This window comes from Candidatus Pantoea symbiotica, assembly GCF_056491525.1.
This window is the reverse complement of record NZ_JBSZHR010000002.1, coordinates 1,072,112-1,088,469: the sequence shown is the minus strand read 5'-3', so window position 1 is coordinate 1,088,469 and position 16,358 is coordinate 1,072,112. Positions and strand designations below refer to the sequence as shown.

The 16,358-nt window shown below is 58.4% G+C and carries 15 protein-coding genes; 4 read left to right on the top strand and 11 right to left on the bottom strand.

The window, feature by feature from the left end:
* Window positions 1-5: 5 nt before the first annotated feature.
* Both ACXIZX_RS05610 and argH read right to left on the bottom strand, forming a co-directional pair.
* The gene (locus ACXIZX_RS05610) at window positions 6-884 is read right to left on the bottom strand and encodes an amino acid ABC transporter permease (RefSeq protein WP_008102605.1); all 879 of its coding nucleotides are present in this window, start codon (window positions 882-884) and stop codon (window positions 6-8) included.
* A gap of 10 nt (window positions 885-894) precedes the next feature.
* Entirely contained in the window at window positions 895-2,322 is a 1,428-nt protein-coding gene (argH, locus tag ACXIZX_RS05605) for an argininosuccinate lyase (RefSeq protein ID WP_479403751.1), read from the bottom strand.
* A 157-nt stretch (window positions 2,323-2,479) separates the two neighbouring features.
* On the opposite strand from argH, the gene ACXIZX_RS05600 reads away from it, so the two are divergent.
* Window positions 2,480-3,451 carry a LysR family transcriptional regulator gene (locus ACXIZX_RS05600; RefSeq protein ID WP_061717279.1) on the top strand — a complete coding sequence of 324 codons (972 nt, stop codon included), beginning with the start codon at window positions 2,480-2,482 and terminating at the stop codon, window positions 3,449-3,451.
* A 73-nt stretch (window positions 3,452-3,524) separates the two neighbouring features.
* Here the strand turns inward: ACXIZX_RS05600 and ACXIZX_RS05595 are convergent, their stop codons facing one another.
* Both ACXIZX_RS05595 and ACXIZX_RS05590 read right to left on the bottom strand, forming a co-directional pair.
* Complete coding sequence (locus ACXIZX_RS05595) at window positions 3,525-4,043, bottom strand: N-acetyltransferase family protein (RefSeq protein WP_479403750.1); 519 nt, start codon at window positions 4,041-4,043, stop codon at window positions 3,525-3,527.
* A complete protein-coding gene (locus ACXIZX_RS05590; protein ID WP_179451485.1) occupies window positions 4,040-4,603 on the bottom strand; it encodes a helix-turn-helix domain-containing protein in 564 nt (187 codons plus the stop codon). Before ACXIZX_RS05590 ends, ACXIZX_RS05595 begins: the two co-directional genes overlap by 4 nt.
* A gap of 151 nt (window positions 4,604-4,754) precedes the next feature.
* Here ACXIZX_RS05590 and ACXIZX_RS05585 point away from each other — a divergent pair, with 151 nt between their 5' ends.
* Window positions 4,755-5,489: a MerR family transcriptional regulator gene (locus ACXIZX_RS05585; protein ID WP_479403749.1), complete on the top strand. Its 735-nt coding sequence runs from the start codon at window positions 4,755-4,757 to the stop codon at window positions 5,487-5,489.
* A 170-nt stretch (window positions 5,490-5,659) separates the two neighbouring features.
* Here the strand turns inward: ACXIZX_RS05585 and ACXIZX_RS05580 are convergent, their stop codons facing one another.
* From ACXIZX_RS05580 to osmF, 4 genes are read right to left on the bottom strand one after another with little or no spacing between them, the layout of a single operon-like run.
* Entirely contained in the window at window positions 5,660-6,391 is a 732-nt protein-coding gene (locus tag ACXIZX_RS05580) for an ABC transporter permease (protein WP_479403748.1), read from the bottom strand.
* Complete coding sequence (locus ACXIZX_RS05575) at window positions 6,391-7,326, bottom strand: ABC transporter ATP-binding protein (RefSeq protein WP_479403747.1); 936 nt, start codon at window positions 7,324-7,326, stop codon at window positions 6,391-6,393. Before ACXIZX_RS05575 ends, ACXIZX_RS05580 begins: the two co-directional genes overlap by 1 nt.
* Window positions 7,319-8,485: an ABC transporter permease gene (locus ACXIZX_RS05570; protein ID WP_479403746.1), complete on the bottom strand. Its 1,167-nt coding sequence runs from the start codon at window positions 8,483-8,485 to the stop codon at window positions 7,319-7,321. The genes ACXIZX_RS05575 and ACXIZX_RS05570 overlap by 8 nt, the downstream gene beginning before the upstream one ends.
* Window positions 8,486-8,488: 3 nt before the next feature.
* On the bottom strand, window positions 8,489-9,397 hold the full coding sequence (gene osmF, locus ACXIZX_RS05565; protein WP_479403745.1) for a glycine betaine ABC transporter substrate-binding protein OsmF: 909 nt from the start codon (window positions 9,395-9,397) through the stop codon (window positions 8,489-8,491).
* Between the two features lie 215 nt (window positions 9,398-9,612).
* On the opposite strand from osmF, the gene ACXIZX_RS05560 reads away from it, so the two are divergent.
* Complete coding sequence (locus tag ACXIZX_RS05560) at window positions 9,613-11,079, top strand: MFS transporter (RefSeq protein ID WP_154181421.1); 1,467 nt, start codon at window positions 9,613-9,615, stop codon at window positions 11,077-11,079.
* A gap of 101 nt (window positions 11,080-11,180) precedes the next feature.
* Here the strand turns inward: ACXIZX_RS05560 and idi are convergent, their stop codons facing one another.
* From idi to ACXIZX_RS05545, 3 genes are all read right to left on the bottom strand, one after another.
* Complete coding sequence (gene idi / locus ACXIZX_RS05555) at window positions 11,181-11,714, bottom strand: isopentenyl-diphosphate Delta-isomerase (protein WP_061717291.1); 534 nt, start codon at window positions 11,712-11,714, stop codon at window positions 11,181-11,183.
* A gap of 962 nt (window positions 11,715-12,676) precedes the next feature.
* Window positions 12,677-14,572, bottom strand: coding sequence for a methyl-accepting chemotaxis protein (locus ACXIZX_RS05550; RefSeq protein ID WP_258144806.1), 1,896 nt, complete (start codon window positions 14,570-14,572; stop codon window positions 12,677-12,679).
* A gap of 152 nt (window positions 14,573-14,724) precedes the next feature.
* The gene (locus tag ACXIZX_RS05545; protein WP_061717295.1) at window positions 14,725-15,837 is read right to left on the bottom strand and encodes a suppressor of fused domain protein; all 1,113 of its coding nucleotides are present in this window, start codon (window positions 15,835-15,837) and stop codon (window positions 14,725-14,727) included.
* Window positions 15,838-16,062: 225 nt separating this feature from the next.
* Between ACXIZX_RS05545 and ACXIZX_RS05540 the strand changes: the two genes are divergently transcribed.
* A complete protein-coding gene (locus ACXIZX_RS05540) occupies window positions 16,063-16,356 on the top strand; it encodes a hypothetical protein (protein WP_008102643.1) in 294 nt (97 codons plus the stop codon).
* Window positions 16,357-16,358: the final 2 nt, after the last annotated feature.

The window sequence follows — 16,358 nt, the reverse complement described above, 5'->3', positions numbered from 1 at the left end:
CCTGATTACTGACGCTGACGATGGCCGCGTGAGAAATAACGTTCCAGTCGGCTCTGTCCAAACGACAACACCGTGACCACAATCAGGTACCAAATGCCCGCCACGAACAGCAATTCCATTACGCGCGCGTTGGCGAAGTAGATGGTTTGCGTGTTGTAGAGCAGTTCGGAGTACTGAATCATGCTGGCGAGACTGGTGGTTTTGATCATGCTGATAAATTCGTTGCCGACCGGCGGCAGAATCACGCGCATCGCCTGCGGCAGAATGATGCGATGCAGCGCCTGCAAACGCGGCATGCCGATGGCTTTCGCCGCTTCGTACTGTCCGGTATCCACCGACAGCAAGCCCGCACGCACCACTTCCGAGGTGTACGCGCCTTGATTGATGCTCAAACCGAGCAGCGCGGCGAGAAACGGCGTCATGATGGTGACGGTTTGCACGCTGAACACGCCGGGAATGCTGATGGTGGGAAACACCAGCGCGAGGTTGAACCACAGCAGGAGCTGTAAAATCAGCGGCGTGCCGCGAAAAATCCACGCATAGCCCACGGCGATGTAGTGCAGCACCGGATTGGGCGACATGTACATGATGGCGGTGATGACGCCAAACAGTACGCCCAGCCCCATCGCCAGCACCGACATGATCAGCGTGTTGACCACGCCGTTGAGGATCGCCTGAGCGGTAAAGAACTGGCCGACAAACGACCATTCGATATTGCCGTGGGCAAAAGCGTTCACCAGCAGCGCCAGCAGCACCAGAATCACCGCCGACGCGGTAATGCGGCCGTAATAACGGCGCGGCACCACCTGATAACGATCGAGATCGTAATGCGTCTGCTCGCGGCTGTTGTTCAAACCCGGCTCAATCGGCGTTGATTGCGACATAGAGCTCTCCTCAGGCGCGTGGGCCAGCGTAATCTTCGGTCCAGCGCTGCTGGTCCTGCATCAGGGTTTGCAGACGTGCCAACTGCTCACGCACGCGTGCCGGTGCGGTACCGCCGTAGCCGCTGCGGGCCGCCAGCGCCGCTTCCAGTGTCAGGGCGCTGCGCACCTCCGGCGTTAAGCGGGCATCCACCGCGTGCAGCTGCGCATCGCTGAGATCCGGCAGACCGCAGTTTTCGCGCTCGCACAGCTGCACCAGCTGGCCGGTGATCTCATGCGCTTCGCGGAACGGCACGCCGCGCATCGCCAGCCAGTCGGCCACTTCGGTCGCCAGCGTGAAGCCGTCCGGCGCCTGCTCGCGCATCACGTCGGTGTTGAATTTCAGCGTCGTCATCATGCCCGCCATCGCTGGCAGCACCAGCAGCAGCGTATCCACCGCATCAATCACGTTGCGTTTGTCGTCGCTGAGATCGCGGTTGTAGGAGAGCGGCATCGCTTTCATGGTGGTGAGCAGCGCCATCAGGTTGCCGACCAGGCGGCCAGAGCGACCGCGCGTCAGTTCGGCGATGTCCGGGTTTTTCTTCTGCGGCATGATGGAACTGCCGGTGGCGTAGCTGTCGTGCAGCTCAACCCAGCGGAACTGGCGGGACGCCCACATGCACACCTCTTCGCACAGGCGTGACAGGTTGATGCCGATCATGCTGGTGACAAACAGGAATTCAGCGGCGTAATCGCGGCTGGCCACGGCATCGATGGAGTTCTCGCACGGCGCGAGATAAGCGAGATCGGCGGCGGCTTGCTCCGGCTGACGCGCAATGGCGGAACCGGCCATTGCCGCAGCACCGAGTGGACAGCGCGCGCTGCGGCGATCCCAATCCTGCATGCGTTCGATATCGCGGGCGAAGGATTGCGCGTGGGCCAGCAGTTGATGACCGAACACAATCGGCTGCGCCTGCTGCAAATGCGTGAAACCAGGCGCGACGCTTTCGGTGTGCTGCGCCGCCTGCTCGACCAGCGCCTGCTGCAGTGCCAGCAAGGCGCTGACTACTTTGCGGCCGTTGTCGCGCAGGTAAAGTCGCAGGTCGTTAACGGTTTGATCGTTGCGCGAACGCCCGGCGCGCAGCTTACCGCCCAGCGCACCTAAACGCTCGGTCAGCGCGCGTTCGATAAACGTGTGCACATCTTCGTCGGCGGCAATCGGATGCAGCTGACCGGCGCGATAATCGGCGTCTAACACGTCAATGGCGTCCAGCATGGTACGGAGCTCTTCCGCACTCAGCAGATCGCCGCGCGCCAGTTCACGGGCATGCGCCCGGCAGCCCGCCAAATCGTAAGGTGCCAATGCAAAGTAATAATCCGGGCTACGAGACAGCGCGGTTAAACTCGCCGCCGGTGCCGCTTTAAAACGCGCGCCCCATAACAGTTCGGCATTATCAGACATGCTATTTCCCCTTACAGATAATCATCAGCGATATGAAAAAGATATGGATAAGCCAGTTGAGATAATAAAAAATTATTTTATGGCTACACTGGTAAATAGGGCCTATTTCAGGTTCACTGTACTTTCACCGCAATTATTCCGGAGTTGAATAGCAAAAATGGAAAGTAAAGTTTCCCAGTCCGGAAACAATGCAAATAATCGCAGCGATAATGCGGTTCTGGCACTGAGTAATATCGATTTAAAATTACTGCGGGTATTTAAATGCGTGGTAGAAGCCGGCGGATTAACCGCTGCCAGTCACGAATTGAATATTGGTCTGGCGGCGATCAGTAAACAGGTTTCCGATCTGGAAATTCGTCTCGGCATGACGTTGTGCAGCCGCGGACGCGAAGGTTTTGAGCTGACGCAATACGGCATCAACGTCTATCAGGCCACGCTGGAGCTGTTCGTCTCGCTGAATCTGTTTCGCGAGCGGCTGCACAACAGCCGCAATGAACTGCTGGGTGACATTGCCATTTGCGTGGTGGATAACACTATTTCGGATCCGCAATCACCGGTCACCGCGGCGGTGCAACAGCTGCACCAGAAAGCGCCAAAGGTACAAATTCGACTGCAAACCGCGCAATTAGATGATATTGAACGCGGCATCAGTGAAGGCCGTTTTCATTGTGGTATTGCACCGGTTTATGAAATGAAAAGTGATTTTGATTACTTCCCGCTTTATAAGGAATATTCAAAATTATATTGCTCTATGTCACATCCTTTATATTCCGGCTCGTATGATAAAAATATCTCACTGGAAATATTACGTGAGCAGAAAATCATTAATCATTTATATGTGACGCCGCGCGACGATCGTCGCATCATTCCGTTGCAGGACAGCGGTGCGCAGGCGGTTCAGGTTGAATCTGTCGCCATGTTGATTTTAACCGGCCATTTTATTGGTTATTTACCGGATCATTATGCCGCCGCGTTTATTGCGCGTGGTCAGCTGTGTGAGTTGGGCGATGATTCGATTCGGCGTGAAAACCCGTTTTGTTTGATGATGAAGAAGGGCCGCAAAATAAACCCGATTATCCGGCTGTTTATGCAGGCGTTGGGCGTGGCAGAGGCGGAGGCGGCGCACTGATTTGGTGCAGAGTTTTGCACAGGTCGCCATGAATGGCGACCCTACCGTAGGGGCGGCATTTATGCCGACCTGGTCAACGCAGCATCTTAAACATCACCGTGGTCGCATCCAGCACACCTTCAGTTGACTCGGCATACATTGGAATCGACCCCGCAATCTGCCAATCCATCGACAAATACAAATCCGTCGCCACGTCGCCGCTGCGCGTGTCCAGCACCAGCAAGGTTTTGCCCTGCTCTGCCGCCAACTGTTCGGCCTGCTGCATCAGGCGGCGCGCAATGCCCTGACGTCTGGCGCGCGGATGCACCAGCAGTTTGCTGATCTCCGCACGATGGCGACCGTTCGGCATCGCGCTGAAACCTACCATCACCGTCGCCACAATCACGCCCTGCTGATACGCCACCAAAAGCTGATTGTCGCCGCTCGCCAGACTGTAAATTTTGTCCTGCCAGAAGCGCTCAATGGCCGCGCGATCGTTGGCATCAATAAAGCCCACGCTGGCGCCATCGGCGACGCAGCCCTGCAGCACATCACACAATGCCGCCAGCAGCGGCTGCGCTTGTGTAGCACTGAGAAGTTCGATGTCAATCATGGTTTGCATACCACCAAAATGTAGCGCGCGCCGCCTTCGGCATGGGCGGCAAACGCGGATTTACCGGTGAGATGGAAGCGCAGACAATCACCCGCCTGCAGCGTCCAGTGTTGATCGTCCATGCTGATGGTCAGCTCACCCGATTGCAGCCAGATGTGCTGCTCCAGTCCCTGAATCGGCGGCGCGTCGTAATCAATACGCGCGCCGGGACGCAGCACGCCTTCCACCACTTCCGCTTTAAAGTGGCTGGCGGGCGGTGATACGTTGCGGCGCTGGAAACCGCTGGCGTCGTCGCGCCACACCGGCTGTTGCTCCGCTTTCAGCAGCAGCGCGGCCTCCTCTTCTACCTCGCTGAGCAGGCGCGACATGGTCAATCCGTAAGCCACGCAAAGGCGGTTAAGCAAAGCGGCTGTGGGGCTCGTTTCAGCGCGTTCAATGCGCGACAATGACGCCCGACTGATGCCGGTCGCCATCGCCAAATCATCTAATGACCAACCGCGCTGTACGCGTAATTCGGCCAGTCGTGCCGCCAGTCGATCGTCAGTATCAGAAGCAGACATCTTCACCTCTCATTTATGGGAATTAAATCTCATATATGAGATAACACTACGAATCCTAAACAAGGTCAAGTTGTACAACTAAAAAATCGTTGTACAACCCAAGCGTGGGGGTTAAGGTGTTGTTATGCAGGTCAGTATTTTCGAGGAGTCTATGGCCTTATACAGTATCGGGGATGTGGCCGAACGCTGTGGAATCAACCCGGTAACGCTTCGCGCCTGGCAGCGACGTTACGGTCTGTTAAAACCCCAGCGCACCGAAGGTGGTCATCGGCAGTTTGATGATGAAGATGTTCAGCGTATCGAAGAGATAAAACGCTGGATAGAGAGCGGCGTGCCCGTCGGCAAAGTAAAAGCGTTGCTGGAAGGTGCCACTGTCAATGTGCATGACGGTTGGTCGGCGCTGCAGGAAGAGTTGATGAGCGTGCTGCGTCACGTTCGCCCGGCGAAATTGCGCGTCAAAATTGCCACCATCGGCCGGGAACATCCGGTGGATGCGCTGATCGATCACGTGTTCGTGCCGGTTCGTCAGCGTCTCGGTTTAGATCAAAATACTGCGCGTACCATGTGCAGCCTGCTTGATGGCGCGCTGATTGATTATGTGGCGTTTTGTCTGGCCGGTGGGCGTAAAAAAGCCGGTAAAGATGCGCTGATGATTGGCTGGGCGGTGGAAGATCGTACCCGCATCTGGCTGGAAGCCTGGCGTTTGTCGCAGCAAGGCTGGCGCATGGATGTGTTAGCGGAACCGCTGGATATGCCACGCCCTGAGTTATTCCCCGGACAAAATTTGTTTATCTGGACCGGCAAAAAGCCGACGCGTCGCCAGATCGAGCAGTTTGAGCACTGGCAGGCACAAGGTTTTGCCATTCACCTGCACGATCCCGCGTAACTAAAAATCGCACACACGGCCTTTGCCTGGCGTGGTGTGCGCGTTATCATGCCGCCCTAAATTTCTTTTCTCAGGTCTCCACATGAACTGGAATAAACTCCTCATCGGTTCCCTGTTTGCCATCATGGCGCTTGGCGGCATGGGCGGCATGATGCTGGTCGGCTACAGCCTCATTGTGCATACCAACTAAGTTTGCGCTGCACGCGCTCTAGCAGGCGATCGCAAATTAACGCCAGCAGCGCCACCAGCAGCGCGCCCTGAATCACATAGGCGGTGTTAAAGCCGCTTAGACCAATAATCACCGGCGATCCCAGACTCTCCGCGCCCACCGTGGAGGCGATGGTTGCCGTGCCGATGTTGATCATCACCGAGGTTCGCACGCCCGCCATGATCACCGGTGCCGCCAGCGCCAGCTCAATCTGCCACAAGCGTCGCCACGGCCCCATGCCGAGACCGACAGCGATTTCACGGTTGCTGGCCGGTACGCTATCTAAGCCCGCCAGCGTGCCCTGTAAAATCGGCAGCAAGCCGTAGAGAAACAGCGCCATCACCGCGGGCGTCGCGCCAAATCCCATCACCGGCACCGCAATCGCTAACACTGCAACCGGCGGAAAGGTTTGCCCGGCCGCAGCCACCGTTTCCAGCAGCGGACGAAAGGCGCGACCGGCGTGACGCGTAGCAAACACCGCACAGCCAATGCCAACCAGCAACGCCAACAGGCTGCCGCTGACCACTAACGCCAGATGCGCCAGCGCCAATCGCCAAAAACTCTCCTGCTGATAAAGCGGACGCTCCAGCTGCGGAAACCAGTGGGCAAACAGCGGACCGCTGTGCGGCAAGCCCCACAGCAACAGCAGAAAGGCCGCCAGCAGCCAGTAAAGCGGATCGCGTAACAGCCGCATCAGCTCGCCTCCCGCTGGCGCAGCAGATCGCTGAAGTGCAGCACGCCGAGCGGCTGCTGATGCTGATCGATCACCGGCAATTTGTCGGTGCGGCGCGCAATAAACTGCGACAGCGCTTCACGCAGCGTCAGCGATGCGGCAATTGGTTCGGCATCGAGCCATTCACCGCGTCGCGCTGCGCTGCCCGCACGCCCCAGCGCCAGCAAACGCACGCCCAGCTCGCTGCGACCAAAGAACTCGCGGGCAAAGTCATTCACCGGTTGCGTCAGCAGATCGATCGGTCTGCCCTGCTGCACGATTTCGCCACCGTCCATCAGCACCAGTTGATCGGCCAGCGTCAGCGCTTCGTCGATGTCGTGCGTCACCAGCACCACGGTACGACCGGACATTTTCTGAATGCGCAGCATCTCGTGTTGCAGCGCCAGACGGTTGACCGGATCGAGTGCGCCGAAGGGTTCATCCATCAGCAGCAATTCGGGATCGGCCGCCAGCGCACGCGCCACGCCGACGCGCTGCTGCTGTCCGCCCGACAGCTGATGCGGCATACGCGTCGCCAGATGGCTATCGAGATTGAGCAGCACCAGCAGCTCCTCGACGCGTTGGTTGATCTTCGCCCGCGGCCAGCCGAGCAGTGACGGCACGGTGCCGATGTTCTTCGCCACGTTCCAGTGCGGAAACAGGCCAATCGACTGAATGGCGTAGCCGATGCGGCGGCGCAGCGCGCGCGCATCCATGGTCTCGATGGCCTCTCCGGCGAAGCGGATTTCGCCGCTGTCGTGTTCGACCAGCCGATTGATCATCTTCAGCGTGGTCGACTTTCCGGAACCGGACGTGCCGATCAGCACAGTAAAACTGCCCTTTTCAATCTTCAGCGACAGGTTACGTATCGCCTCTTTCCCGGCGAACACTTTGCTCACGTGGTGAAATTCAATCATGACGTCTCTCCAGCAGTGCCGACAGTAAACGCAGCAGTGCATCAAAAATCACCGCCAGCGCCACCACCGGAATCACGCCAAGCAGCACCAGATCCAGCGCGCTGCTCAGCAATCCCTGAAAAACAATGGCACCGAATCCGCCTGCCCCAATCAGCGCTGCGACCACCGCCAGGCCAACGGTTTGCACCACCACCACGCGCAGCCCGGAGAGCCACACCGGCAGTGCCAGCGGCAGCTCGGCGCGCCAGAATTGTTGCCACGCGCTCATGCCCATGCCGCGCGCGGTTTCACGCACTTCCTGCGGCACCTGCTGCAAACCGGCCACCACGCTGCGCACCAGCGGCAACAGCGCGTAGAGCACCAGCGCAATCAAGGCCGGAGCGATGCCGATGCCGCTAATGCCCCAACGGGCCAGAACCGGGAAATGCGCCACCAATCCTGCCAGCGGCGCAATCAGCAAGCCGAACAGCGCCACCGACGGCACGGTTTGGATCAGATTGAGCACGCTAAACGCGGCGTTTTGCCAGCGCGGACGGCGCGCAATCGCCAGGCCGAGCGGCAAACCGATGATTACCGTGGGCAGCAGCGTGCCGCCCAGCAGCCACAAATGCTGCGTGAAGGCCGCGTCAAACACCGCCGTGCGATTGGCGTACTCTTTCATAAGCGAGAGACGATCGAGATGACCGCTGAGTAACAGCGCCAGCGGCAACAGCCAGATTTGCAGATTGAGCACAATGCGCCACGGCGTACTGCGCGTGATTTGCCGTATCGCTTCCGCCGCCAGCAGCAGCGCCAGCGCCGCCGCGCACCACAAGCCGCTACCAAACGCGGTACGTGCCAGCGGGCTGCCGCTGTTCGCCAGTTCCGTGGCCTGCTGTCCGGCCAGCCAAATAAGCAAGGCCAGCAGCAACTCCGCCGCCAGCAGCACCGTTATCGCGTGGATGCGGCGCGGCGGCCACCACAAGCTCTGCCAAAGCCACAGCAGCGGAATCAACAGCAGTGCGCTGTTCGTCACCTGCCAGAACGTTAGCGGCTGGCCGGAGACCAACCGATTGGCGGCAAAGCTCAGCAGCGGCAAGGCAGACAGCGCCAGCGTGATAAGCGTGATTAACACCAGCAGCACCGGCTGCTGGCGCGGTCTGAATAACAACGACGACACTGCTTACATCAACTTATTGGTCTGTAACCACTGTTTCGCGACCTGGCTGGCATCCTGACCATCCACCGCGATCTGCGCATTCAGCTGCTGCAGGGTTTTCTCATCCAGCTTGCTGAAGACCGGCTGCAGCCAGTTGCCGATGTCAGGATATTGCTTGAGCACGCTTTCGCGGATTACCGGCGCAGGCGCATAAATCGGCTGCACGCCTTTCGGATCGCTCAGCGTTTGCAGGCCTAGCGCCGCCACCGGACCGTCGGTACCGTACGCCATCGCCGCGTTCACGCCAGAGGTTTGCTGCGCTGCCGCTTTAATGGTCACGGCGGTGTCACCACCGGCCAGCGACAGCAGCTGCGCCTGCTCCAGCTTGAAGTTGTAGGCTTTTTCAAACGCCGGTAAGGCATCGCTGCGTTCGATAAATTCCGCCGAGGCGGCCAGCTTGAAGGTGCCACCTTTTTTCAGGTAGGCGCTGAGATCGTCCAGCGAGTTGAGGTTGTTCTTCTGCGCTACGTCGCCGCGCACCGCAATGGTCCAGGTATTGTTGGCCGGCGCGGGCGTCAGCCACACCAGATGATTTTTCTCGGCGTCGAGTTTCTTCACTTTCTCGTAGCCCTGCTGGGCGTTTTTCCACGCCGTGTCTTTCTCATCGTTGAAGAAGAACGCGCCGTTGCCGGTGTATTCCGGGTAGATATCCAGCTCGCCGGCGGTGATCGCACCGCGCACCACTTGCGTAGTGCCGAGCTGGATTTTGTTGACAGTTTTTACCCCGTGTTTGTCCAGCACCTGCAGGATGATGTTGCCGAGTAGCGAGCCTTCGGTATCAATCTTTGAACCCACTTTAACCGGATCCGCCGCCTGCGCTGCACCCACGCTCATTGCCAATGCAATCATTCCCAATAAACCCTGCTTTATCATCTCGCTTCCCTCATTTGTTTTCATTGTGTGACTATCAAGCGTAGCCTGGCGAATCGGGATGGGCGCGGTCAAGCGGCTTACTTCGTGCTTTTTTTGCTATCAATATCGCAACGGTTATAACCAAAACGCAGCACATATAATTAAATGGAATTTTCGATGCTTCGGTGGCGGCTTATGCTCACAGTCCCACTCATTACAATAAATTACAAAACATCATGACCGACTTAGCTTCTCCGGCGCACGTCGCGCAGGCAGGGAATACACCAACCGGCGAGACCAAATGGATCCGCAGCGCGGCCGATGTCTCCGGGCTAGTGAATAACAGCGACGAATCGCGCAGCAACGCGCGTATCGTCATCGCCATTGCGCTGGGCGGCGTGTTCCTCGACGCCTACGATCTCGGTGCATTAGCCTTCGGCATCAAAGACGTGACGCGTGAGTTCCAGCTTACGCCCGCAGGCACCGGCATGGTGGCATCGGCGATTACCTTTGGTGCGATTGTCGGGGCGCTGATTGGCGGCTACCTCACCGACAAGATCGGCCGCTATCGTGTGTTTATGGCCGATATGTTCTTCTTCGTGGTGGCAGCGTTAGCCTGTGCGTTTGCGCCAAACGAGTATGTGCTGGCCGGTGCGCGCTTTGTGATGGGCCTCGGCGTTGGGATCGATTTGCCGGTGGCGATGGCGTTTCTCGCCGAGTTTTCGAAACTGCGCGGGCAAGGTAACAAGGCCGCCAGCGTGGCGATGTGGTGTCCGACGTGGTACGCAGCGATCAGTATTTCCTATCTGCTGGTCCTGCTGCTGTATGCGGTATTGCCCGAAAGCCACACCGATTGGCTGTGGCGTTTGATTCTGGGATTTGGTGCGGTACCTGCGCTGCTGATCATCGCCATTCGCAGCCGCTACATGAGTGAATCACCGATTTGGGCAGCCAATCAGGGCAACCTGAAGGGCGCGGCGGAGATTCTGCGCAACTCCTACAACATCAACGCGCAGGTGGCGGATGACGCCGATCTGACGCCGCAAAAAGCGGTACGCAAAGCAAGCTGGCGCAACTACGGCGCGCTGCTGCAGGGCGTTTATCGCCGTCGTACGATTCTGGCTACCGTCACTTCGATTGCCTCGTCGTTTGCCTATAACGCGGTGGCGTTTGGTTTGCCGGTGATTATCTCCAGCTTCTTTGCGCAATCGATGCTGACCACCATTCTGGTGTCGCTGGCGCTGAATCTGCTGTTTGCCTTTGTCGGCGGCTTGCTGGCGGTGCGGCTGGTGCCACGTCTTGGCGCGTGGAAGATGTCGGTGGCCGGTTACGCCTGTCAGTGCGTGGCGCTGCTGGGATTAGCGCTGATTGGTCGTCCGGAGGGCGGCGAACAGGCAGCGGTGGCGATTGCCATGCTGGCGCTGTTCCTGTTTGGTCAGGGTTTTGGTCCCGGCTCGCACACCATGACGTTTGCCTCGCTGAGCTATCCAGCTTCTCTGCGCGGTGTCGGCGTCGGCTTCAACCAGACGCTGATGCGCGGCAGCTCCACCGTGTCGCTATTTGCTTTCCCGCTGCTGGTGGCGGCCTTCGGCACTGGCGTGTTCTGGGTGATTTTCCTTGCACCGCTGATTGGCTTGCTGGCGCTGCTGGCGATTCGCTGGGAGCCGTCGGGTTACGACGTGGATGCGGAAGATTTTCAGTGATGGATTAACAGAGGTCGCCATAAATGGCGACATCACCTCGTAGGGTCGCCATTCATGGCGACATCACCTCGTAGGGTCGCCATTCATGGCGACCTCCGCCATTACGCCGTCAGGCGAAACTCACCAAGCGTATGGGGAATGCGCGGGAAGGTGTGCAAAAACCACGGCGTGAACTGCGCCGGATTCTCCTGCATCTCCTGCTGAATCTGCGCAATCGAACGATAACACCACGCATCGGCCTCTTCCGGATTCAGCACCGGCTGCTCGTCGCTGATGGCGAAGAACACGTGGCCATATTCATGCTCGGTTAACCCGTTGCTCAGCGGCAGGTTGTAGCTCAGTTCAAACACCGGCGTTAACGCCACATTCATGCCCATCTCTTCACGCAAACGGCGCTCGGCGGCGTCGCGCGTCGATTCCTGCGGATAGGGATGACTGCAGCAGGTATTACTCCACAAGCCACCACAGTGATATTTACTGCTGGCACGGCGCTGCAGCAGCACTTCATGGCGCGAATTGAACACGTAAACCGTCACCGCGCGATGCAGCAATCCTTTTTCATGCACTTCCAGCTTTTCCATTTTGCCGATAGGACGATCGAGGTGGTCAACGAGAATAACTTCAATGGCGGGCATGACAACTCCTTCGGAAAATTCGCAGCTATTGTACACAACCTCCAAAGGGTTGATGGAGGAAATAGCGCACATTCCGTGCGTTAACGTGGGCACATTAAAGCGTAGCAGCCGGCGGGCAATTCAGCATAAAAAGGCGGGGAACGGCGTTAACGGAGGAGATGTGTGCGGAGGGTGAGAAGGTCGCCATAAATGGCGTAATGCCGATCAGTTAAGCTCAGAGCGACTTTCGTTCGCCTCGTGCTGAGGCAGTTGCAGCACCTCCGTGCGGCGACCGAGCAGAGGACGCCTGGCCGCGCCCTCTGCACTCCCGGGCCCTGCGCCAGCCCAACCCGCCGCTTCGCGGTGCCTTCACTCATTCACGATTCCTGACGGACCGGTGTCGATTCGCTCCTGCTCAACGCCACCTCTCGCCGCATCCATGCGGCTCGCCCTGGAATCCCTCATTCCCTCAGCGGTTTAGGATGTCGCCTCAACACCCGCGCTGCAGCAGTCGTGTGTATTCTTAACTCAAAATCGCTATAAATCCCGTAGGGTTGCCATTCATGGCAACCTGGTGCGCATGAATGCGCACCCTACGAAAAAACTAATTCGGGCACGGTTATCACAGGCGGCGGTGTTGAGCGCTATCCGCAGCGCCGAGCGCAGAGTGACGGCCAGGATGAGCCGACAGGACGTCGGCGAAAACGCGGTATGAGCCAGGAAGGCGAATCCGCGTGGTCCGTAGGACGGAGCGATAAGCGAGGGAACAGCGAGGACGGCGCAAGGCGCGGATTGCTAAGGTCCGCGCCTTCGGACCTTAGCCCGGCCGCCTGCTTTTGGCATGCTGAAACTGCCAGATGCTTAGCGGGCGGAATCCCTGCGATTTCAGCGCACTGCTTATCTGACATGCATTACGCCATAAATGACGGCCTTACGTGGGATTGGTGTAGGGTCGCCATTTATGGCGACCGCTTCCACAAAACTTACAATTTAAAGCTCTGCACCACCTGCTCCAGCTGCACGCTCTGCTGCTGCATCGACTGCGCGGCGGCGGAAACCTGCTCGACCAGCGCGGCGTTCTGCTGGGTGCTGCCATCCAGCTGAGTAATCGCCACGTTCACCTGATCGATGCCCATGCTCTGCTCACGGCTGGCCGACATGATTTCGCTCATCAGCGTGGTCACGCTGCTGACGCCCTGCATCAGCTCATCCATGGTTTGCCCGGCCTGCTCCACCAGCTGGCTGCCGGTATCGATATTCGCCACCGACTCCTCAATCAGCTTTTTGATTTCACGCGCCGAGTTAGCCGAGCGCTGTGCCAGGTTACGCACTTCCGATGCCACCACGGCAAAACCGCGACCCTGTTCACCGGCGCGCGCCGCTTCTACCGCGGCGTTCAGCGCCAGGATGTTGGTCTGGAAGGCGATACTGTCGATGACGCTGATGATATCGACTACTTTGCGCGAAGAGTGATTGATCGCGCCCATGGTGGTGACCACCTGCCGCACCACTTCGGTGCCGCGTGCGGCAACCTGCGATGCGCCGTCCGCCAGCTGGTTTGCGTGCGTGGCGTTGTCGGCGTTCTGACGCACCGTGCCGGTCAGCTCTTCCATTGACGCCGCCGTTTCAACAATCGAACTGGCTTGCGATTCGGTACGCGCCGAGAGATCGGCGTTGCCGCTGGCGATTTCACGCGAAGCCGCCGTAATCGCCAGCGCGCTGTCGCCCACCTGACGCATCAGGCCTTGCAGATAGGCGATGAACTGGTTGAAGCTCTGCGCCACGGCGTTGAATTCCGGGCTGTTGCTGGCAGGCAGACGCTGTGTCAAATCGGCTCCGCCGGTCGATAAGGCTTCAATGTTGCTGTTCAGCACGGCGAGACGTTTCATCATGGCGCGCACGAAGCCAAGCAGCACCAGCAGCAGGATCACCGCCAGCGGAATCTGCACCAGACCAAGACGCGTCAACATGCTGTGGGTTTGTGCATCCAGCAAGCTCGACGGCACATCACTGGCGAGATACCACGGGCTGCCGGCAATCGCCTGCACGAACAGCGTGTGTTCGCCATCCTCACCTTCAAAGGTGGTTTGCGCGGGCTGACTGCCCGCCTGCGCCAACAGACCTTTCAGCGCGGACGCCATCGGCAGCTGAGTATCCGCGAGGTTTTCCAGCTTCGGCGCGCCATCCACCAGCGCGGCGTTACCCACCACTTTGCCGTCAGCTTCAACGATCAGTACGCGGCCCTGAATCGCCTCACCCATCTGTTTTGCCAGCTGGTTGAAGAAGCCGAGCGTCACGTCAATGGTCGCCACGCCCCACGCGGTGCCATCGCGATAGATCGCCATTGCGCAGTTGGTGCGCGGCTGCGGGCTGGCGGCATCCTGATAGGCTTTCGCCCAGGCGCACTGGCCTTTAGGCGCGGCTAAACCATCTTTATACCAGGATTGCTCCCAGTATTTGTCGGCGGCATCCGAGTTCCAGTAGGTGTTGACCTGCAGCTGGTTGCTGGCGTTGCGCGCAAAGAATGAGCTGTTTTTCTCTTTGGCCGGATCGCGACGGTTTGGTAACGGCCAGATGCCGCCGCCGAACACATTACTGTCCTGATATTGGTTAACTAAGGCGGGCAGCAAGGTATCGATGGCTGCGCTGTCCATCACGCCTGCGGCTTCGGTAATGGCGCGCTGCTGCGCCTGTACGCGGTTCATCTGCTCGACAATGCGACCGGCCAGACCGTCCACTTCGTAACGCACCAGACGACTTTCATTTTCGGAGAGTTGCGGCGCGATGAACTGATTGATTACCAGCACGGTAACCAGCATCAGACCGGCAAAAAAGGCGACAAGCGTCGCGGTAAAACGGGATTGTGTTGTTTTGAACATTATGTGTGCCCTTACCCTGGTTGGCGAGTTGCCTGATCGAGGTTAACGGCGTGTTAATGGGGAACTTGAGGTGAGCGAGATCACAAAGCAGTGAAATAGTTGATTTGGGTGATAATTTAAAATCGTAGGGTCGGCATCGATGCCGACCTGATTTACGGTGCGGGGGTTTCCACCACTTCCTGCCGTGGCCGAAACACATGATTATTGCCGTCCGCCAGCAACCGCTGCAGCAGCTGCTGCCCACCGCGATCGTCCGCCTGGGCGAACTGGCGTTCGGCCTCGGTAATTGGCGTGCACCACAGCAGATTCACGCGATCGCCATCGCGTTTCGGCAGGCGGAACTGCGCCGCTTCCGGGGCAAGATCATTCGCCAGCAGGAAACTTTCAAAGCCCACAGGGGCGACTTCCGACGCCAGCGTATGCCCTTCGCCAATCCAGGTCAGGCGCGCCCACGGCAGATGGGCAAACTCAGCCAGTGCGCTCGCCATCTGCACCGCGTTGGCTTCGGTCATCACTTCGCCGTCTACCGCCATCGCCAGCTCGACGCGGCGATACTGCGGGGCCAGCTCGTCAAACAGATGATCCACCTGCGGCATCGGGCGAATTCCCATGCCGAGAGTGAGAAAATACCAGACGCCATTGTGCAAGTGCTGCGAAATCGCCATCGGTGGCCAGTTGCCCTGATCGATGGAGTAATATTTTACCGACTCGCCAAACTGCGCCTGATAACACTGCATCAGCTCGCGCTGCACCACATCCCACAAATGGCCGTCGTGCCAGTCGCGCCAGAAGTGGCGCTGTTGCTCTGCGCGCGCGTAGTAATCGTTGGTGGAGGCCGACCCAAGCGGCGCGGTCAGGCGATTCTCTTTGATGCAGGCAGCAGAAAAACTCACCTGCTTATCCTGATACAGGCTCCAGCCGGGGATCACCGCCAGCAGCTGGCCGTAATACCACAGCGCTGCGCCGTCATCGCTGGGCTCCCACAGCACCTGTAATCCCGCCGGATCGAGCATCGGCTCGGCTTCCAGCGTGCGGCAATACTCGGCACTCAGCAGCGGCGCGATGCCCTGCTCCATCGCTTCACGATCTTCCTGCGCGGGTGCAGGCAGCAGGTTACGCAGCCAGCAGCCGCGCACCGCGTATTGGCTGCGAAACAGGTCATTCGGCCAGATGTAAAAATAAGCCGTACGCGCATCCTGCTCGACGATCGCGGTTAGTGTGTGTTGCTGATTCGGCACCTCAGCAATCAGAGGTTGGTGGGTCATAACGCCTCGATATTACCTGGAGGAATCCATTTTCCCCGAGAATAGAGCAGGATCGGCACTCGTGCCATGTGACACAAGGGTAAAACTCTCAAAGTGCGGTGGGAAATAGATGAGAGCGCCTTATGAATCGCCGCTTAACTGGCTGACAAGCTTCAGATTAATTTGCGATTCTTTTACAATTTCGCGTGATATTGTTTGCACATTCGCCTCTTTGGAGCTGCCATCATGGTGCTGCAAAACCTCGATCTGAACCTGCGGGATGTGGTTATTTTCGTGATGTTGGTGTGGCTGTTTATCCGCTATACGTGGGTGATGTCATCGCTGACCTTGTTGCTAAGCGGCGTGGCATTGCTGGTGTTATTACCGATTGATATCTATTACAGCTTGTTGCCGCTGGCGCTGATTGGCCTCGGGCTTGGCATGTTACTGCATCATTATCAGCAACGTCAGCTGGCGTTAAAACGTCAAGCGCGCACGCCGCGCACCTACACGAACAAGCAGGATGAACTGCATCTGTAACC